The organism is Streptomyces sp. NPDC088810, from assembly GCF_044750305.1.
Classification (GTDB): Bacteria; Actinomycetota; Actinomycetes; order Streptomycetales; family Streptomycetaceae; genus Streptomyces.
In genome coordinates this window covers 56,006-75,093 of record NZ_JBIVJQ010000003.1, presented here as the reverse complement: position 1 = coordinate 75,093, position 19,088 = coordinate 56,006, and the positions used below count along the sequence as shown (strand labels likewise).

Genomic DNA, 19,088 nt, shown 5'->3' with positions numbered 1-19,088 from the left:
TCACCAGCCCGACGCGGTGTAGACGACGGCACGGGCCGCCGGGTCGCCCCAGGCGAGTTCGCGGAGCAGGGCCGCGGTGCCCTCGTCCGGGTCGATCAGCGCGACCCCGCGCCGGGCGTAGGAGCGGCCGAGTTCCGCGCCGACCATGCCGGGGTGGCCGGCGGCCGGCGCCCAGGGTCCCCAGTGGACGGTCAGTGCCCGTCGGCCGGTGCGGGCGGCCCAGTCGGCGCCGAGCGTCTCCAGGGCGTCGTTCGCGGCGGCGTAGTCGGCCTGGCCCCGGTTGCCGAGGACGGCGGCGATGCTGCCGAACAGCACGGTGAACGCCGGTGCGGCGGGCAGCTCGTCCAGCGCGGCGAACAGCGCGCCGGCTCCGGCCGTCTTGGTGCCGTAGACCCGCTGGAAGGACTCGGGGGTCTTCTCGGCGATGAGCCGGTCCTCGATGACCCCGGCGGCGAAGACGGCACCGTCGAGCCGGCCGTGTTCGGCGTGGATCTCCTTGACGGCCTGCAGGACGGCGTCCCGTTCGCGGAAGTCCACCGAGCGGTAGCGGGCCGGGCTGCCGAGGGCGGTGAGTTCGGTGAGCGTGGTGGTGATCTCCCGCTGGGCGAGGATCAGTCCGGCGGTCCGGTTGATCTCGTCGGGTCTCGGGGCGCCGGGGCCGGCGGCGAGTGCGGCCCGCAGCTCCACGGGGGTGCGGGCGGCGGCGGTGTGCGGGGGTTCGGGTCCGGTGGGTGCGGGTGTGCGGCCGAGCAGCTCGATCCGGCACCGGCAGGCGGCGGCCAGGGTGGCCGCGAACCGCGCCGTGATGCCCCGGGCCCCGCCGACGAGCAGGACCACGGAGTCCCGGTCGAGCCCGAGCGCGGCGGCCTCGGCGGCACCGTCAGCGGCGGGTCCGGCGCCGGTGCTGCCGAGCGGGCCGAGCGGCGCGGCCACCAGGTCCAGACCCCGGCGGTGTCCCGGGGTGGTGCGCAGCACGACGGGGGCCGGGTCCGGAGCGCCCAGCTCGGCGAGCACCGCGTCGGCGACGGCCGCCGGGCCGGTGTCGCCCACCGCCAGCACCCGTGCCAGCAGGTCCGGGTACTCGCGGCCCACGCTGCGCATGAGGCCGTCCAGTCCCGCCGACCGCAGCGCTCCGGCGCCGTCGGCGGCGCGCACCGCCAGCAGCACGCGGGGCGCGCACGCCAGCGCCGCCCGGAGCACCGGGAAGGCGTCCGGCAGCACCGGTTGGTCCGGGCCGGGCAGTGCGCCCAGGTACAGGATGCCGTGGACCGGGCCGTCGGCCGCGCCGAGGAGGTGGTCGCCGTCGAGGAGCACGGTGTCGGCGCCGCACGCGGCGAGCCGCGCGGCGACCTCGGCCGCCGCGGCTCCGGTGCCGCCGAGGAGGACGAACCGCTTGCCGGACAGGTCGGTGGCGGGGTCCGGGTCGGGCAGCGGGACCGGCCGCAGCTCGCAGCGCCGGGGGGCGACGCCGACGGCCGCGTCCGACTCCGTTACCGGGGCCGGCACTTGATCGGCACCGGTAACCGATCCCGTCCGTGCGGTCAGCCACGCCGTGACGGCCGCCGCCGTGCGTGCCTTGGCCAGCTCCTCCAGTTCGGTGTCGTCCAGGAGTTCCGCGCCGCCCGCGATGCCCAGACGCCGGGCGAGTTCGCCGGCGATCTCGGCGCGCTTGATCGAGTCGATGCTGAGGTCGGCTTCCAGGTCCAGGTCGGGCTCGATCATGTCGACGGGGTAGCCGGTGCGTTCGCTGATGATCTCCCGTACGACCCGCTCGACGTCGTCCGGCTGAGCGGGCTCGGGGTCACCGGCCGGCCGCGCCGGGACGGGCGGTTGCCGCACGGTCTCCGCCGGCTCCGGGGCCGGCGCGGGCGGCACCGGCCGGGCGGGCACCGGTGCCGTGGCGCCGAAGTAGGTGAGCAGCACGTCCCGCTGGGCGGCGATCATCTCCCGGCTGGTGCGCAGGAAGTCGGAGATGAGCGCGTCCCGGTCGGCGGGGGCGCCGTTCGGCTGGTCGGTCGTCACAGTCGTCTCCACGACGCGTCGGGCCGGCGCGAGGGCACCGGGCAGGAGGGCTCCGCCGGCCGTACGGACGAGGTGTCCGTCGACCGTCCAGCCGGGCCGCTTCGGCGCCGGGGTGCGCAGCGCGTCGACGGCGTCCCGGCCCCGGAAGAGCCAGGCGGTGCGCACTGGCTGCCCGGCGACGGCGAGCCGGGCGAGGGCGTCGAGCCAGCCGGCCAGGCCGCTGTCGGCCCGGGGTTCGCAGGCGACCGTGCGGTGCGGGCGGTCGCCGAGGATCTGGCCGACGAGCCGGGTGAGGACCGTGCCCGGGCCCGCCTCGACGAAGATCCGCGCACCTGCCTCGTACATCGCCTCGATCTGCGCGGCGAAGGCCACCGGGGCGCCGATCTGGGCGGCGAGCCCGGCGCGCACGGCGTCGGGGTCCGGCGGGTACGGCGTGGCGGTGCGGTTGGCCCAGACGGGGAACTCGGGGGCGCGGACCGGCTTGTCCCCGAGCACCTTGGCGAACCGCTCCCCCGCGGCCGCCACCAGCGGGCTGTGGAAGGCGCAGGCCACCGGGATGCGGCGGGCGCCGAGCCCGCTGGCGCGCAGCGCCCGTACGGCGGTGTCGACGTCCGCCGTGGGTCCGGAGATCACGGTCTGCTCGGGCGAGTTGACGTTCGCGACGACGACCGACCCGGGTGCCCCGGCCGTGTGCAGGGCGCGGACGACGGTGTCGGCGGGGGCGCCCACGGCGGCCATGGTGCCGGGCTCGTCGCCGGCCGCCGCCAGGATCGCTCCGGCCCGCTCGGCGCTCAGCTCCAGCAGGGTCTCCGGGTCGAGGGCGCCGGCCGCGGCGAGGGCGGCCAGCTCGCCGTAGCTGTGCCCGGCGGCGAGGTCCGGGTGGACGCCGGCCGAGGTGAGGAAGGCGTGGGCGGCGAGGCCGGTGATGCCGAGGGCGGGCTGTGCCGTCCGGGTGTCGGTGAGCGCGGCCCGGTGGCGGTCACGGGCGGTGTCGTCGAAGGCGGCCGGCGGGAAGAGGCGGTCGGCGTGGGCGCGGCCGAGGTGCAGGTAGTGCCGCAGTTCGGGCAGGGCGATCAGCAGCTCGGCGAGCATGCCGGTGCGCTGGCTGCCCTGGCCGGGGAAGAGGAAGGCGACCTGGCCGGCGGCCGGGTCCGACAGGTGTGTCCCCGTGCCCGGCTCACCGGACAGCACGCGCCGCAGGTGCGCGACCAGTTCCCCGGTGTCGCGGGCCACGAACGCCGCCTGGACCGGCTCGTGGGAGGTGTCGGCGCGGCGGGCCGCGGCGAGGGCGAGGTCGCGCAGCCGCCAGGGGCTGCCGTCGGACTCGGCGGCCCGGAGGAGTTCCTCGGCGTCCCGGCGGGCCGCCGGCATGTCCCGGCCGCGGAAGAGGAACAGCTCGGCGGGCCAGGCGTCCAGGGCCTGCCGGGGCGGCGGTGCGTCCGCGTACGCGGCCAGTACGGCATGGAAGTTGGTGCCGCCGAAGCCGAACGCGCTGACCCCGGCGAGGCGTTCGGCGGCCGGTGCCGCCCAGGGCCGGGCGCGGGTGTGGAAGACGAACGGGCTGTCGTCCTCGTCCCAGGCCGGGTTGGGCCGCTCCAGGTGCAGGGTGGGCGGCTTGACGCCGGTGTACAGCGCCAGGGTGGCCTTGATCAGCCCGGCGAGTCCGGCGGCGCACTTGGTGTGCCCGATCTGCGACTTGACCGAGCCGAGCGCACAGCCGCCGGTCGCCGCACCTGCCTCGGCGAACACCTCGCCCAGCACGGTGAGTTCGGTGCGGTCGCCGACGACGGTCCCGGTGCCGTGCGCCTCCACCAGCCCGACCGCGGCGGGCGGGACACCGGCGTTGCGGTACGCCCGCTGGAGCGCGGCCCGCTGGCCTTCGGGGCGGGGCGCGGTCAGGCCGAGGGAGCGGCCGTCGCTGGCGGAGCCGAGGCCCTTGACCACGCCGTAGATCCGGTCGCCGTCGCGTTCGGCGTCCGCGAGCCGCTTGAGGACCACGCAGGCCACGCCCTCGCCGAGGGCGATGCCGTCGGCGGAGGCGTCGAACGCGCGGGACCGGCCGGTCGGCGAGAGCGCGTGGACGGAAGAGAACAGGACGTAGTCGTTGATGCCGTTGTGCAGGTCGGCGCCGCCGCACAGCACGAGGTCGCTGGTGCCGCAGACGAGTTCCTTGCAGGCGACGTCCAGCGCGGCGAGCGAGGAGGCGCAGGCGGCGTCGACGGTGTAGTTGGCGCCGCCGAGGTCGAGGCGGTTGGCGATCCGGCCGGAGATGACGTTGGCGAGCATGCCGGGGAAGGAGTCCTCGGTGAGCCGGGGCAGCTGGTCGTCCAGGGCGTCGGGGACCTTGCCGTAGTACGACGGCAGGACGGCGCGCAGGGTGACGGCGTTGGACAGGTCGCTGCCGGCCTCGGCGCCGAAGACGACGGAGGTGCGGGAGCGGTCGAACTCCCGCCCCTGGTCACCGTATCCGGCATCGTCCAGTGCTCTGCGGGCCGCCTCCAGGGACAGCAGCTGGACGGGTTCGATGCTGCCGAGGGAGGCGGGCGGGATGCCGTAGCGCAGCGGGTCGAAGGGGACGGGTGGCAGGAAGCCGCCCCATCGGGACGCCGTGTGGCCGGCGGTGTGGTGCACGGCGGGGTCCCAGCGGCCGGGCGGGACCTCGGTGACGGCGTCGCGTCCGGTGACGATGTTCGCCCAGAAGGCGGCGAGGTCGGGGGCCTGCGGGAACATGCACGCCATGCCGACGATCGCGATGTCGAGCGGTGGGGGCGGCGGGGGTTCGGGGGTGGCGCGGGCGCCGGGGAGCGTGGCTCGGGCCTGCGCGGCCGGTGTCACCCGGTCGTCCTGCGCGGCCTGTACGGCCCGTGCGGTCAGGAAGTCGGCCGCGCCGTCGGTCACCGCGTGGTGGAGGGCCGCCACGGTGGTGGGTGCCGAGCGCAGGACGGCGACCTGGCCCGCCATGAACAGCCCGTCGGTCAGCTGGCGTTCCTCGCCGGCGTCCTGCAACTCGCCGTCGTCGGCGCGGGTCAGGCCCTTGCTGGCGAGGCGCAGCCGGCCGACGTTGAGCCGCTCCAGCTGTTCCCACACCTCCCGGTCGGGCAGGCCTTCGGCCCGTAACGCGGCCTCCCGGTCGCGGTAGTCGCGGGTGAACGGGCTGGGCACGCAGCGGGTCGCGTGCCCGGGCGCGGTCTCCAGCAGGGCGGTCCCGGTGGCGGCGAGGACCTGGCGCTGGAACAGCGGCCGGACGGCCCCGTGGGTGACGGCCTCCTCGGTGAACAGGTAGGCGGTGCCCATGAGGACGCCGACGGCGGCGCCCCGGGCGGTGAGCGGGGCGGCCAGCGCGGCGACCATGGCCGCCGACCGCGCGTCGTGGACACCGCCCGCGAAGAACAGCTCCAGCCGTGCCGGCTGCTCCCCGGCCTCCGCCAGGAAGTCCGCCAGGACGGCGAGTTGGGCCTCCCAGAGCGGAAAGGACGCCCGGGGGCCGACGTGCCCGCCGCACTCGGACCCCTCGAACACGAACCTGCGCGCGCCCGCGTCGAGGAACTGGCGCAGCAGCCCCGGCGAGGGCACGTGCAGGAAGGTACGGATCCCGGCCCGCTCCAGCGCCTCGGCCTGGGCGGGCCGGCCGCCCGCGATGATCGCGTGCGTGGGCCGCAGCTCGCGTACGGCGTCCAGCTGGGCGGCGCGGATGTCCTCGGGCGCGAAACCGAGCACGCCCACGCCCCAGGGCCGGCCGTCGAGCACGGCCCGCGCCCCGGTGAGCAGGTCCCGGGTCCGGGCGCCGTCGGCCAGGGCCAGCGCGAGGAACGGCAGCGCTCCGTCCTCGGCCACGGCGGCGGCGAATCCGGCCTGGTCGCTGACCCGTGTCATGGGCCCCTGGGCGACCGGCAGCCGGGTGCCGAGCGCCCGGCTCATGGCCGACCCGGGCCGCAGGGCCGTACCCGCCGGTGGCGCCCCGGCCCCGATGACCTCGTGCATCGCCGCCGACAGTCCGCGCACGACCCCGCGCACATCGCGCCACCGCTCGGCGAACCGGACGGCGAGGCAGCCGTCCTGGCCCACCGGGAGCAGCCGGCCGTGCGGCTCGCGGGCGCCGAGCAGGGAGGCGACCGCTTGAGGGTCGTCGGCGGGCGGCTGCGGCGCGCCGGGGCCGCGGCGCCGCAGCACCCGGTGTCCGCCGAGCAGTACGGTCTCCGAGCCGTCCAGGGACCGCAGTACCGCCCGGACCGCCTCGGGCAGCTCCGACTCGGCGAGCAGGGCCAGTTGGCTGTCGAGGACGACACCGGCCGCGCCGCCGGCCACGGCGGCCGCGGCCGTGCGCGGGCCGATGCCCCCGCAGGCCCAGACCGACAGGCCGGTCAACTCCTCTTCCGCCAGCAGCTGTTGCAGGAGGACGAACGTGCTCAGCTCGCCGACCCGGCCGCCGCTCTCGCAGCCCCGGGCGATCAGCCCCAGGGCGCCCGCACGGACGGCGGCACGAGCCTGCCCGAGGTCGGTCACCTCCGCCAACACCCGGGTGTCGGTGGGTAGGTCGGCTGCCGTCCAGGGTGCGTCCGGGGTCAGGACCACGGTGTCGACGGCACCGCCGAGGTCCGTGGGGGTGAGGGCGCAGCGCCCGGTCACCCGTATGCCGAAGGGGCCCGGCGCGGCCCGTCTCAGCCGGGACAGCTGCTCGCGGGCTCTTCGGTCACCGGTACCCAGGTCCAGGACACCGAGCGCGCCGGCCGCGGTGGCGGCGGCGGCGAGGGCGGCGTCGGGTTCTCCGAACGGGGTGAGGCACAGGATCAGGTCGTGGGCACGCACAGGGGAGGTCATGATGCTCCGGCACGATCGGCGGGGACAGCACGGTGGGGGGTACGCGCGGCGAGACACTCTGGTGCGAGGGCAACGGAAACTAGCGAGGTCCTTACTCGCGGGTCAATAACGGCGCAGCCTTTGCGTGTACGGGGGCGCCGATCCGGCCAGCGCGCCGAATTCCCCGCAAGCGGCGCCAAATCCAGCCGATTCCCTGCACGGGCACGGGCGCGGGACCGGCCGGTCGCGTACGCGGCACCGGCACAAGCCCGGCAAACCGTCCGCCCACCCCGCCGCGCGCTCATCCCCGCGCCGCGCGACCCGACATCCGGTCGCCTTCTGTAGATTCCGAATGACGTCGGCCCGGTGGCTCGAACCGAACCGACGGGAAACGGACAAGGGGCGCGGGGGCGCCGTACGTGCGGGGGCACCCCGTGCCGGGCGCCCCCGTCCCCAGGTCAGCCGAGCACCGCCCGCACGGCCCCCGCCACGACACCGCCGTCCCCGGCGACCGGCTCCGTCAGCGTGTCGACGACCGGAGCCACGAGGTCCTCCGCCTTCTGTACGGCCCCGGCTCCGGCGGCCGGTCGCTCCGCCTCCGCGGCGCGGATGTGCGCGACCCGGGGCTCGTCCCGCTCCCCCGTCGGCCCCGGTCTGCCGCGCGAGGCGCCGCCGTCCTCCCGCTCACGCCCGGCAGAGCGCCCGGCCCCGCCCGTCGACGGCCCGGGCCGCCCGGCGCCGGACCGGCCATGCCCGGCGGGTGTGTCCGGTACCGCGTCGGAACGCGGCCGGCCGCCGGCCGCCGCCGGCTCCAGCACCCACCGCTGCCGGGCCGAACCGTCGCGTTCCGCCACCTCGACCCGGGTGCCGGAACGGCCGGATCCGGCTGCGAGGGCCAGACCGTGGTGCCAGCGCGGCAGGATCTCGCCGCGCACCGTGAAGTCGTACGACACCTCCCCGGCGGGCACGACGCAGCCGGCCAGCGTGACGCTCTTCGTACCGGGGTCGGCGGCGAGGCACAGGGTGGGGTCGGCGGCGCTGCGCAGCAGGCCGTCGTCCTGGTACGACCACTGCTGCGCGGGGGCTGCCGTGCACAGGGCGAGCCGGACACCGGCGCCCGCCTCGACCCGCTCGCCGCGCACCGCCAGGCAGCGCCCGGAGGCCAGGCCGCGCAGGGTGCCGTGGGCCGGCTCGGCGGGTTCGCCGACCGAGGCGGTGGCGGGCGAGGGGGCGGGCCGTGCGCCGGTGCCGCTCGGCCGCGGAGTGCCGCCGGCGGGGGCGCCCCAGGTGGCGGCCGGGCCGGGGACAGCGTTGTCATCGGACCAGCCGCGGACCACGAGGACGGTGGCGAGCAGGGCCAGGGAGGTGAGTCCGACGACGCCGAGGGCGAGGGCCTTGCGGTGGCGGTTCTCCGGTCCGGTGCGGTGCCGGCCGCCGGAGACCGGCGGGGCGGCCGGCGGCGCCTGCGGGGGCGGAGGCGGCCACTCCTCGGGGGCGCCGCGGCCGGGCCGCGAGTCGAGGTAGCGCCGGGCGCCCCAGCCGAGCACGGTCTCGGCGAGCAGCAGAGGCAGGGCTCCGTCGAAGTGGCCGAGCTGTTCGGCGGCGTGCCGGCAGTGGCGGCAGACCGTCAGATGCCGGCGCACGTCCGGCAGCAGGGTGCCGCCGCGGCGGATGGGGACGTCGAGGAGCCGGTTGTAGAAGCGGCATTCCTGGGTGGGTGCGAGTTCGCGGTGGGCGCGTACGCAACCGGCGCGGAATTGCTCGCGGGCCTGCTCCAGGGCGGTCGTGGCGTCGGCCGGGTCGATGCCCAGCAGACCAGCGGGTATGTTTATGGGTTCGGCTTCGACCTCGGTGTGCCAGAGAAGGCATTGCGCGGCGCCGGGAAGGGCCCGGAATGCGCGGGCGGCGAGCTGCCTGCTTTCCGGCGGGCCGGGCTTTGTGGCGCGCAGCCCGCGGCCGCCGGTGGTTTTGCGCAATTCCGACAGGGCGATGCAGGCGACGTCGTCCGCGGCCCAGGCGCGGACGATGTCCCGGACGGCGACGAGCAGATGGGGGCGCAGGGCGCCGCCGGTCACCCCGCTCGGCATGCGGCCGAGCACGTGGTGGAAGGCCGCGGTGGCCACCAGCTGGGCGGTGGGCCCGGCGGCGGCCAGGCAGACCACGGCGTAGTCGCGGGTGGCCCGCCAGTGCCGGGCGAGCAGCAGCGCGACGGCGTGATGACGGCCGTCGTCCGGGCCGCTCAGCCGGGCGAGGAGAGCGCGGTCGGGCTCCCCGGTCGTGCCGGGCAGGGGCGGGTGGGGCGGGCGTGGGGGGTAAGGGGACTGCACGGAACCATTTCCTTTCCAGCCGCAGGACCGCATGCGCAAGGGGGTCCTGTCGGAAAGCAGTGCCTGATTGGTGCATACCTAAAGGGCCGGCCTCGACGTCGACGTCTGCCTTTGCCCTCCCGTGGGGAGGCTCACCTTGACACACGCTGCTCACCGGAAACAAGAAGCGGGAATGCCCCCGGCGGCAAAGGCGGGGAATTACCCAATGGTTACCGCGGGTATCCTCTGGGGGCGGGCTGAACAGCGGTCAACTGCCGTCCCGCAAAAGCCGGATGGCAGACGAAATCTCCGCCTTCCGGCACGCTCACGCACGTCGGCCGGAGCAGCCCGCGGTACGGCGCTGCTCCGGCCTGCACGGTGACCGTGGTCCTGCGGCTCACTTCCCCTGGTCGGTCGGCCGGAGGGTCCACAGGACGCTCATCTCGCCGGTGACGGCGCCGTCCGCGCGCCGGATCTCGATCGACACGGGGAACTCGGGGCGCTGCCCCGCGTCCAGTTCGGCGACGACCTCGGCGGCCGGGCGGCCCAGCGTGGCGGTCGCGGTGACGGCCCCCATCGCCAGCTTCTTGTAGGCGATCTCGGCCCGCACGGCGAGCGGTACGGCGCGCGAGAGCTGGTCCCCGAAGGCGGCCAGCACGATGGCGCCGCTGGCCGACTCCCCGAGGGTGAACATCGCACCGGCGTGCGGGCCGCCCACGTGGTTGTGGTACGCGCCCTGGTCCGGCAGGGACACCACGGCCTTGTCGGGCGTGGTCTCCAGGAACTCGAGGTTCAGCGTCCGGGCCATGGGCACGGTGGCGGCGAGCATCTCGCCGATCGACATCTGGTCTGCGCTCATGCCCGTCATGTTACTCACGAGTAGCGAAGGCTGGCCAGTGAGGCCCACTAGGGTTACGGGCCATGTGGCCAGATCAGCAGCCGCCAGGGGGCGCGCAGAACCCGCAGCACGACCAGCACAACCCGTACCAGCAGCCGGGCTATCAGCAGCCGAACCCGTACCAGCAGCCCGGATACCAGCAGTACCCGCAGGCCGGCTCGTACGGGCAGCAGGGGCAGCCCGGCCCGCACGGACAGCAGCAGTGGGGGCAGCCCCCGACGGCGCCGGTGCCCGAGCCCCCGCAGGGCGGCGGCGGCCGTACCAAGCTGATCGCGATCATCGCGGCCACGGCCGTCGTGGTCACCGCCGCCGTGACCGGCTATCTGGTGCTGGGCGGCTCGAAGGACGACGAGGCGCACAACGGCAAGGGCGGACAGAGCACGAGCCCGTCGCCGACCGGCTCCTCGCCCGCCTCGCCCACCTCGACCGCGACGGACAACCCGCGCTCCGGCGAGTCGGAGAAGCCGACGGTCCCCGGCTGGAAGGTCGTGGTCAACCCCAAGTACGGCACCGCCTTCGAGGTACCGGCCGACTGGGAGGTGGAGCGGCCCGGCACCTTCTCCTTCTTCCAGGACGAGCAGAAGGGCGACGGCTCGGCGTACATCGGCTTCTCCGGCGCCACGTTCCTGAAGCCGGAGTACTGCACCTCCGACGACAACGGCTACAAGGCGTCGCACGCGCTCGCGGGCAGCGGCACGAAGGGCGAGAACGGTGCCAAGGACACCGCGAGCATCGCCCGCGGCGACTCGGCCACCTTCGCGTTCGGCGGGTACACCGACCAGTCGGAGGCCGCCAAGAAGTACCTGCGGATCGGCAAGGCCAAGCCCTTCACGACGACCTCGGGCGTCAAGGGCAGCGTCGCGACGTCGTACGTCGTCGGCGTGCCGAAGAAGAACAAGTGCGACACCGACGGCAAGGCCGTCACGTTCGCCTTCAAGAACTCCACGGGCAGCTTCGTCTCCTGGACGCTCTACGGCGCCAAGGGCGTCAAGGACGAACTGTCCGACGCGACGATCGACAAGATCCTCACCACGGTGCGCCTGCACGGCGACCCGATCGTGGACTGACCGGACCCGGCACCGGGCGGCGGGCAGGACCGGCCGGCCCGGCGGTGTCAGCCGATGCCGAACGCCCCGTCGGGGGGTTCGGGTGAGGGCACCGCTTCGGTGTCCTCGACCGGCCGGGCCGAGCCGATGAACCCGCGTACCGCCGGGCCGTGTTCGACCCGCGCCGGAAAGGCGTCCGCCGCGGCCCGGCGGGCGACCGCGGCGACGTCCAGCGGCCGGTGCGAGGCCACGACCACCGCGTTGCCGAACCGCCGCCCGCGCAGCACCGCCGGCTCGGCGATCAGCGCCGTCTCCTCGAACACGGCGGCCAGATTGGCCAGTTGGGAGCGGAGGAAGCCGAACGGCGCCGCGTCCGCGAGGTTCGCGACATAGACCCCGCCGGGCCGCAGCACCCGCTCGGCCTGGCGGACGTAGGGCAGCGTGGTCAGGTGCGCCGGCACCCGGGACCCGCCGAACACGTCGGCGACCAGCACATCGGCGTGGTCGTCCGGCGCCTCCTCCAGCCAGGCCCGGGCGTCGGCCGCGTGCAGTGCGACACCCGAGCCCTCCGGCAGCGGCAACTGCTCGGTGACCAGTTCCAGCAGCCCCCGGTCGGCCTCGACCACGTCCTGCCGGGACCCGGGCCGGGTGGCGGCCACATAGCGGGGCAGCGTCAGCGCACCCCCGCCGAGGTGCACCACGTCCAGCGGCGCGCCCTCCGCGCAGACGGCGTCCAGAACGAACCCCAGCCGCCGGGCGTACTCGAACTCCAGGTACGCCGGGTCGTCGAGATCGACGTACGACTGCGGCGCCCCGTCGACGGTGAGCAGCCAGGCCCGCTCCCGGTCGACATCGGGCATCAGCTTGGCGGTGCCGTGGTCGGTGGTGCGGGAAACGGGTATCTGCTCGGTCACCCGTTCATTGTGACGCGCGAGGGAAGGGTGCGGGGAACCGCGCGGCCGGCCAGGACGGCCCCGCGGTCCCCCACGCACCTCGTTCTCACTCCACCGTGGTCACCGTTCCCGCTCCCACCGTGCGCCCGCCCTCACGGACGGCGAACCCGAGCCCCGGCTCCAGCGGCACCTCCCGCCCCAGCTCGACGGTCATCTCCACCGTCTCCCCGGGCCGGGCGACCGCGACCTCGCCGAGGTCCACGTCCCCGACGACGTCCGCCGTCCGGATGTAGAACTGCGGCCGATAACCGGTGGAGACCGGCGTCGTACGACCCCCCTCACGCCCGGACAGCACGTACACCCGCGCGGTGAAGCGGCGGCTCGGCACCACACTCGCCGGCGCCGCAACCACGTGCCCGCGCCGTACGGCGTCCCGGGGCACGCCCCGCAGCAGCAGCGCCACGTTGTCCCCGGCCTGCGCCTCCTCCATCGGCTTGCCGAAGGTCTCGAGGCCGGTCACCACGGTCTGGACGTCCGCGCCGAGCACGTCGACCCGGTCGCCGACCCGGACCACTCCTCTCTCGACCGCACCGGTCACGACGGTCCCCCGCCCGGTGATGGTGAGCACGTTCTCGACGGGCAGCAGGAACGGCGCGTCGAGGTACCGCTCCGGCATCGGCACGTACGTGTCCACGGCGTCGAGCAGCGCCTCCACGGACGCCGTCCAGCGCGGGTCGCCCTCCAGGGCCCTCAGCCCGGACACCCGTACGACGGGTACGGCGTCGCCCGGGTAGCCCTGGGAGGAGAGCAGGTCGCGGACCTCCAGCTCGACCAGGTCGGTCAGCTCCTCGTCCCCGGCGTCGGCCTTGTTCAGCGCGACCACGATGTGGTCGACGCCCACCTGCCGGGCGAGCAGCACGTGTTCGGCGGTCTGCGGCATGATCCCGTCGAGCGCGGAGACGACGAGGATGGCCCCGTCGAGCTGGGCGGCGCCGGTGACCATGTTCTTGACGTAGTCGGCGTGGCCCGGCATGTCGACGTGGGCGTAGTGCCGGGTGTCGGTCTCGTACTCGACGTGGGCGATGTTGATGGTGATGCCGCGGGCGGCCTCCTCCGGGGCGCGGTCGATGCGGTCGAACGGCACGAAGGTGCCGGTGCCGCGCTCGGCGAGGACCTTGGTGATGGCGGCGGTCAGGGTCGTCTTGCCGTGGTCGACGTGACCCATGGTGCCGATGTTCAGGTGCGGCTTGGTGCGCACGTAGGCCGTTTTGGACATGGCTGTACCTCGAAGCCTCTCGGGCGTGACGAAGGATGCGGGACCCCGGGGACTCGCCGACCCTCCCCCTGCGGGGTCCGCCGGACGATCCGGAGAGGGTCAGCTTCGGGCGCCGTCGACAGCGGCCACGAGGATGAGGACGGCAGCCTTCGGCGCATCCGCGACGGCGGATGCTGCGAGGAGGAAGGCGTACCGGAACATGGGGTCGATCATTGCCGACGGTCCGTCCGGCGTCGAATGGTTTTCGGGGCGGGTGAGTGCGGGCTCACGGCGCTCACACGGGATCGTCGGTTAGGGTCACCGGATGCTCGATGCCAACCGCTCTGGCACCGCCACGGCCTCTCCCCGGGCCGCCGCCACCCTCCTGTCCCCCTACGCCCGCCTGTCCCTGCTGCTCGCGCTGCTCGCGGGCGCCGCCGTCTGTGTGCTGCTGTTCGAGCCGCAGCGGCTGCTGACGCACGGCTTGCCGCCGCAGCTCGGCGGGGCCGCGGCGGCGGTCGTGTTCGCGGCGGCGTACGGCCTGTGCACGGTGGCGTTCGTACCGCGCCCCTTGCTGAACCTGGCCGCGGGCGCGCTGTTCGGCTCCCAGCTGGGGCTGGCGACGGCGCTCGCGGGCACGGTGCTCGGTGCCGGGGTCGCGTTCGGTCTGGGCCGGATGCTCGGGCAGGACGCGCTGCGCCCGCTGCTGCGGGGCCGCTGGCTGAAGGCGGCCGACGGGCAGCTGAGCCGGCACGGGTTCCGCTCCATGCTGGCCGTCCGGCTCTTCCCGGGCGTGCCGTTCTGGGCGGCGAACTACTGCGCGTCCGTCTCCCGCATGGGCTGGCTGCCGTTCCTGCTGGCGACGGGGCTCGGCTCGATCCCGAACACGGCCGCCTACGCGGTCGCCGGCGCCCGCGCCTCGGCACCGACCTCCCCCGCCTTCCTGGTCGCCATGGCCTGCATCGCCGTACCGGCGCTGGCGGGCACCGTGGTGGCCTGGCGCAAACGCCACCAGCTGCGCGGCCGGTGAGCCGACGCGCCCGTCCGTCGAGGAGGACTTGCGAGGTGGTCCAGCGTCATCGCCGTGGCCGGCACGCTGCTCGGCGGGGCGTTCACCGCGCTGCTCCAGTCCCGGCGTGAGCGGACCGCCCGCGCCGAGCGGAGGGCAGAGGCGCTGCGGGTGGCGCTGGGCTAACTGGTGGCGGCCCTGGGCGACCACCGGCGTGCCCTGTGGCACCGCGAGGACCTGCGGCTGAACGGCGCGAGCGCGGAGGCCGTCGAGGCGGCGCGGGCCGCGTCGCACGCCACCCGCTCCGCCGTGACCGCCCCCTTGGTCGCGGTCTCGGTCCTCGGCCCCTCCCTCACCGAACCGGCCCGCAGGGCCGCCCTGGCCGCGTTCGACCTGCGCGACGCCCCCGACCACACCGCACTGGCCGACCGCCGCGAGGCCGCCATCACGGCGACCGGCGACCTGGTAGCCGCCGCCGGACGAGCCATGGCCCGGTGACCGTCCGACGGCCGCGGTGAACCACGGCGCAGCGAGGGCACCGCCGACCCGGTCGACCGACTCGGTACGAGGGGTGGCGTCGTCGGCGACGTCGCTGCAGGCGGCGCACCCGCCCGGTCAGACGCCTTCCAGGATCATCGCGTTGGCCAGTCCGCCCGCTTCGCACATGGTCTGGAGGGCGTAGCGGGCACCGTGTTCGCGCATGGCGTGGACCAGGGTCGTGGTCAGCCGGGTGCCGCTCGCGCCGAGCGGGTGGCCGAGGGCGATCGCGCCGCCGTGCACGTTGACCTTGGCGAGGTCGGCGCCGGTCTCCTGCTGCCAGGCGAGGACCACGCTGGAGAAGGCCTCGTTGACCTCGAACAGGTCGATGTCGCCCAGTTCCAGGCCGGCCCGGCGCAGCACCTTTTCCGTCGCCGGGATCACCCCGGTGAGCATCAGCAGCGGGTCGGAGCCGGTCACGGCGAAGCTGTGCAGGCGGGCCAGCGGGCGCAGGCCGAGCCGGGCCGCGGTGTCGCTGGAGGTGATGAGGACGGCGGAGGCGCCGTCGTTGACGGGGCTGGCGTTGCCCGCGGTGACGTTCCACTCGATCTGCGGGAAGCGCTCGGCGAAGCCGGGGTCGTGGTAGGCGGCCTTGAGGCCGGCGAGGATCTCCGGGGTGGTGTCCGGGCGGACGCACTCGTCGCGGGCGACGCCGTCGAGCGGCGCTACCTCGGCGTCGAAGAGCCCGCTGCGCCACGCGGCGGCGGCCTTGCGGTGCGAGGAGACGGCGAACTCGTCCATCCGCGCGCGCGTGAGGGACCACTTGGCGGCGATGAGTTCGGCGCTGATCCCCTGCGGGACCAGGCCCTCCGGGTAGCGCTCGGCGACGCCGGGCCCGAACGGGTCCTTGCCTTCGGGCACGTTGGACCACATCGGCACCCGGCTCATCGACTCCACCCCGCAGGCCACCACGAGGTCGTACGCGCCCGAGATCACGCCCTGCGCGGCGAAGTGCACCGCCTGCTGGGAGGAGCCGCACTGGCGGTCGACGGTGGTCGCCGGGACCGACTCGGGCAGGCCGGCGGCGAGGACGGCGTACCGGGTGGTGTTCATGGCCTGCTCGCCGACCTGGTCGACGGTGCCGCCGATCACGTCGTCGATCAGCGCCGGGTCGACGCCGGAGCGCTCGACCAGGGTGCGCAGGGTGTGCGCGAGGAGCTGTACGGGGTGGACGTGGGCGAGGGAGCCGTTCGGCTTGCCCTTGCCGATCGGGGTGCGTACGGCTTCGACGATGACTGCGTCTCGCATGGGACGGGCCTCCAGCGGTGATCGGAAGGGCTACCAGTGAGTAGGAAATCCGAACTCACCATAGCTCTGTGAGTTGGAAAATCAAACCCTCCTCTAGACTGAGTCGCATGGCCGCCACGAAGGACCCGCGCCCCTGCTCCATCGCCGACACCCTCGCGGTGGTCGGGGAGAAGTACTCGCTGCTCGTCCTGCGCGAGGTGTGCCTGGGCAACGGCCGCTTCGACCAGCTCGTGCGCAACACCGGCGCCCCGCGCGACATCCTGTCCGCCCGGCTGCGCCGGCTCGTGGAGGCCGGCATCCTCACCAAGCGCCCCTACAGCGAGCGCCCGCAGCGCTTCGAGTACCGGCCCACGCAGGCGGGCCTGGAGCTGGAGCCGGTCCTGATGACCCTCAAGGAGTGGGGCGACCGCCACCTCCGCAAGGGCGCCGACCTGCCGATGGCCGTCGAGCACGCCTGCGGCCACGAACTGGTGCCGGTGGTCACCTGCCAGGCCTGCGGCGACCCCGTGCGCCACGAGGACCTGACGGCCCGTCCCCAGGCCCCGGGCTGGAGCCTGACCGGACCGACGGCCGCGTAACCGGGGCCCCGCCCGCACCAACCCGACGGCCGCCCGCCGGCCGCCCGGCCCCTGGTGCCGCACTGCCGGCGGGGCCCGCTACGCTTCGTCCGTCACATGATCACCTCTTCTCCGAACAGCGCTTGGACGCCATACCTTCATGTCTTGGTTTGAATCCCTCGTCCTCGGACTCGTCCAGGGGCTGACCGAGTTCCTGCCCGTCTCCTCCAGTGCGCACCTGCGGCTGACCGCGGCGTTCTCGGGCTGGAAGGACCCGGGCGCGGCCTTCACGGCGATCACGCAGATCGGCACGGAGACCGCGGTGCTCATCTACTTCCGCAAGGACATCGGCCGGATCATCTCGTCGTGGTTCCGCTCGCTGTTCGACAGGACGATGCGGCACAACCACGACGCGCAGATGGGCTGGCTGGTGATCGTCGGCTCCATCCCGATCGGGGTGCTGGGCGTGACGCTGAAGGACCAGATCGAGGGGCCGTTCCGCGATCTGCGGGTCACCGCCACCATGCTCATCGTCGTCGGCCTGGTCATCGGCATCGCCGACCGGTTGGCGGCCCGCGACGAGACCGGCGGCCGGCACCGGGCGCCCAAGCAGCGCAAGACGCTGGAGAACCTCGGCGTCAAGGACGGCCTGGTCTTCGGCCTCTGCCAGGCCTGCGCCCTCATCCCGGGCGTCTCCCGCTCCGGCGCGACGATCAGCGGCGGCCTGTTCATGGGGTACAGGCGCGAGGCCGCGGCCCGCTACTCGTTCCTGCTCGCCATCCCGGCCGTCCTCGCCTCCGGCGCCTTCGAGGTGAAGGACTCGCTGGGCGAGGGCCATGTGGACTGGCCGCCGACCCTGTTCGCGACGGTGATCGCGTTCGCCTCGGGATACGCGGTCATCGCGTGGTTCATGAAGTGGATCTCCAACAAGAGCTTCATGCCGTTCGTCTGGTACCGCCTCGCCCTCGGCATCGTGATCATCGCCCTGGTCGGCGCGGGCGTGCTCAGCCCGCACGCGGCGGAGTCGGCGGGCTAGGGCCGCCCACCCTCCCGGTTTCGGACATCTTCCGCGCCCCGGCGGCCCGCCTATGACCTGGGCAACTTCCAAGGACCGCACGGCAGTTTGCCGCTACGGACGGATGACCGGGCGGCGCCGGTGACCAACCCCATACCGTCTGCGTAGCCATGCGGTAGCGCACCGTCAGTGCTTGCGCCTAGGCTGTTCCGCATGTCCCCCGAATCCCCGTCCCCTGGTTCCGTGCGGTCTGCCGCCGAGGTGAACGAGCAGATCCGGGCGCTGTGGCTGCGTGCGGGCGGCACCCTGTCGGCACAGGAGCGCGCGGAGTACGAACTGTTGGTGATCGAGTGGGCCGAGGCGATCCGCGCACGGGTCATCGAGGCGGCCTGACCCCGGCCGTCCCGCAAGCGTCCCGCCACATCCCCGCGGGCACCCCGCCGTACCGCTCACGCCCGCACGTGCGCGAGCACCTCGTCGGCCGCCGGATACGGCGGCTCCACCGGCAACAGCGCGCTCGCCCGCTCCCGTTCGCCCGCCCGCACCAGCGCGTGGATCTCCGTGGCCAGCGGGGTGACGTCCTCGATGCCGACGATCCACTCGTCGGCGTACCGCGCCGCCGCCTCCCCGGCGAGGCCGAGCTGCAGGGACCGGTGCGGCAGCGGGTTCAGGTGCAGGTCCCGCTCCGGGTCCCACTGGACGCGCGCCGGGCTGCGCGCCAACTCCCGCTTCCAGGCGGCCTGGTCCGGGTGCAGGGCGGGCACGTAGTGGGACAGGCAGGCGTGGCGCAGGGCCCACTCGAAGCCCTCGCGGCTGATGTCGACGGCGAGGACGGTCTCCTGCCCCTCCTTGGTGCCCCAGCCGCAGCGGTACATCATCCACAGGAAGGACGGCTTGATCCACGTCAAGCCGCGTTCACAGACCTTTGCTGGACGGAGCGGCGGCGTTCTGATCTCTCCGCGGACTCCCGCGTGGTTGTCCTGGCTGGCAGGATGGTCAACGTGGAGATCATTCCAGGACAAGGCGTGGCCCTCGTCAGAATCGGCGATCCGCGCTCACAGGTCGAGGAGCGCGTCGGGTCTCCGTATCACGGCCCGGGCGGACAGCGCGCCGTCTACTCCGCCTCCCCCACGCTGGTGATCACCTACGCGGCTGACGAGACGGTCGAACTCGTGGAGATCGGCTACAGCGGCGAAGGCGGCGATACCGAAGCGCACTACGAAGGGGTTCAGCTGACCTATCGCTTTCTGGATGACGTCGTCGCAGACCTCCACGCCCTGGGGCACTCGAGCACGCCCTCAGACATCGGCCACGACTTCCACGCCGGCTTCTCCGTGTGGTCCATGCACTCGTTGTGGGCGCGTGACCTCGAACTGGAGGCGGGCGAGGACGACGAACGTGCGGTCTCCGAAGGAGTCTCGGTGGCGCCGTATACCTACTTCACCGAAGGATAGGGCGAGGCAGGGAAGTGGCGGGTATGCCCGGGGAGCGAACGCACTCCGATG

At 74.3% G+C, this 19,088-nt stretch carries 14 protein-coding genes; 7 read left to right on the top strand and 7 right to left on the bottom strand.

Annotation, left to right across the window (positions count from 1 at the left end; translation table 11 throughout):
• The 3 genes from ACIP4Y_RS11145 to ACIP4Y_RS11135 all read right to left on the bottom strand — a co-directional run bounded on the left by ACIP4Y_RS11145 (position 1) and on the right by ACIP4Y_RS11135 (position 9,993).
• Positions 1–6,840, bottom strand: a complete 6,840-nt coding sequence (locus ACIP4Y_RS11145) for an SDR family oxidoreductase (RefSeq protein ID WP_401390859.1) — start codon at positions 6,838–6,840, stop codon at positions 1–3.
• Between the two features lie 437 nt (positions 6,841–7,277).
• On the bottom strand, positions 7,278–9,146 hold the full coding sequence (locus ACIP4Y_RS11140; protein WP_401390856.1) for an RICIN domain-containing protein: 1,869 nt from the start codon (positions 9,144–9,146) through the stop codon (positions 7,278–7,280).
• Positions 9,147–9,522: 376 nt separating this feature from the next.
• Positions 9,523–9,993 (bottom strand): DUF4442 domain-containing protein, encoded by a 471-nt coding sequence (locus ACIP4Y_RS11135; protein ID WP_401392482.1) that lies wholly within the window; start codon positions 9,991–9,993, stop codon positions 9,523–9,525.
• A 53-nt stretch (positions 9,994–10,046) separates the two neighbouring features.
• Between ACIP4Y_RS11135 and ACIP4Y_RS11130 the strand changes: the two genes are divergently transcribed.
• The gene (locus tag ACIP4Y_RS11130; RefSeq protein WP_401390853.1) at positions 10,047–11,090 is read left to right on the top strand and encodes a hypothetical protein; all 1,044 of its coding nucleotides are present in this window, start codon (positions 10,047–10,049) and stop codon (positions 11,088–11,090) included.
• Positions 11,091–11,137: 47 nt separating this feature from the next.
• Here ACIP4Y_RS11130 and ACIP4Y_RS11125 read toward each other — a convergent pair whose 3' ends face one another.
• Positions 11,138–11,983: a fused MFS/spermidine synthase gene (locus ACIP4Y_RS11125; RefSeq protein WP_358647371.1), complete on the bottom strand. Its 846-nt coding sequence runs from the start codon at positions 11,981–11,983 to the stop codon at positions 11,138–11,140.
• A gap of 85 nt (positions 11,984–12,068) precedes the next feature.
• Positions 12,069–13,238 carry an elongation factor Tu gene (gene tuf / locus ACIP4Y_RS11120; protein ID WP_401390850.1) on the bottom strand — a complete coding sequence of 390 codons (1,170 nt, stop codon included), beginning with the start codon at positions 13,236–13,238 and terminating at the stop codon, positions 12,069–12,071.
• A gap of 304 nt (positions 13,239–13,542) precedes the next feature.
• Here tuf and ACIP4Y_RS11115 point away from each other — a divergent pair, with 304 nt between their 5' ends.
• Both ACIP4Y_RS11115 and ACIP4Y_RS11110 read left to right on the top strand, forming a co-directional pair.
• Positions 13,543–14,247, top strand: coding sequence for a TVP38/TMEM64 family protein (locus ACIP4Y_RS11115; RefSeq protein ID WP_401390847.1), 705 nt, complete (start codon positions 13,543–13,545; stop codon positions 14,245–14,247).
• 168 nt (positions 14,248–14,415) lie between these two features.
• The gene (locus tag ACIP4Y_RS11110; protein ID WP_401390844.1) at positions 14,416–14,724 is read left to right on the top strand and encodes a hypothetical protein; all 309 of its coding nucleotides are present in this window, start codon (positions 14,416–14,418) and stop codon (positions 14,722–14,724) included.
• 117 nt (positions 14,725–14,841) lie between these two features.
• Here the strand turns inward: ACIP4Y_RS11110 and ACIP4Y_RS11105 are convergent, their stop codons facing one another.
• Entirely contained in the window at positions 14,842–16,011 is a 1,170-nt protein-coding gene (locus tag ACIP4Y_RS11105) for a thiolase family protein (RefSeq protein WP_401390841.1), read from the bottom strand.
• A 107-nt stretch (positions 16,012–16,118) separates the two neighbouring features.
• Between ACIP4Y_RS11105 and ACIP4Y_RS11100 the strand changes: the two genes are divergently transcribed.
• From ACIP4Y_RS11100 to ACIP4Y_RS11090, 3 genes are all read left to right on the top strand, one after another.
• Positions 16,119–16,589 (top strand): helix-turn-helix domain-containing protein, encoded by a 471-nt coding sequence (locus ACIP4Y_RS11100; protein ID WP_358647381.1) that lies wholly within the window; start codon positions 16,119–16,121, stop codon positions 16,587–16,589.
• 139 nt (positions 16,590–16,728) lie between these two features.
• Positions 16,729–17,604: an undecaprenyl-diphosphate phosphatase gene (locus ACIP4Y_RS11095; protein ID WP_358647383.1), complete on the top strand. Its 876-nt coding sequence runs from the start codon at positions 16,729–16,731 to the stop codon at positions 17,602–17,604.
• Between the two features lie 192 nt (positions 17,605–17,796).
• Entirely contained in the window at positions 17,797–17,976 is a 180-nt protein-coding gene (locus ACIP4Y_RS11090; protein WP_401390837.1) for a hypothetical protein, read from the top strand.
• 56 nt (positions 17,977–18,032) lie between these two features.
• On the opposite strand, the gene ACIP4Y_RS11085 is transcribed toward ACIP4Y_RS11090, so the two are convergent.
• On the bottom strand, positions 18,033–18,536 hold the full coding sequence (locus ACIP4Y_RS11085) for a DUF4291 domain-containing protein (protein ID WP_401392479.1): 504 nt from the start codon (positions 18,534–18,536) through the stop codon (positions 18,033–18,035).
• Between the two features lie 39 nt (positions 18,537–18,575).
• On the opposite strand from ACIP4Y_RS11085, the gene ACIP4Y_RS11080 reads away from it, so the two are divergent.
• The gene (locus ACIP4Y_RS11080; protein ID WP_401390834.1) at positions 18,576–19,037 is read left to right on the top strand and encodes a hypothetical protein; all 462 of its coding nucleotides are present in this window, start codon (positions 18,576–18,578) and stop codon (positions 19,035–19,037) included.
• Positions 19,038–19,088 lie beyond the last annotated feature (51 nt).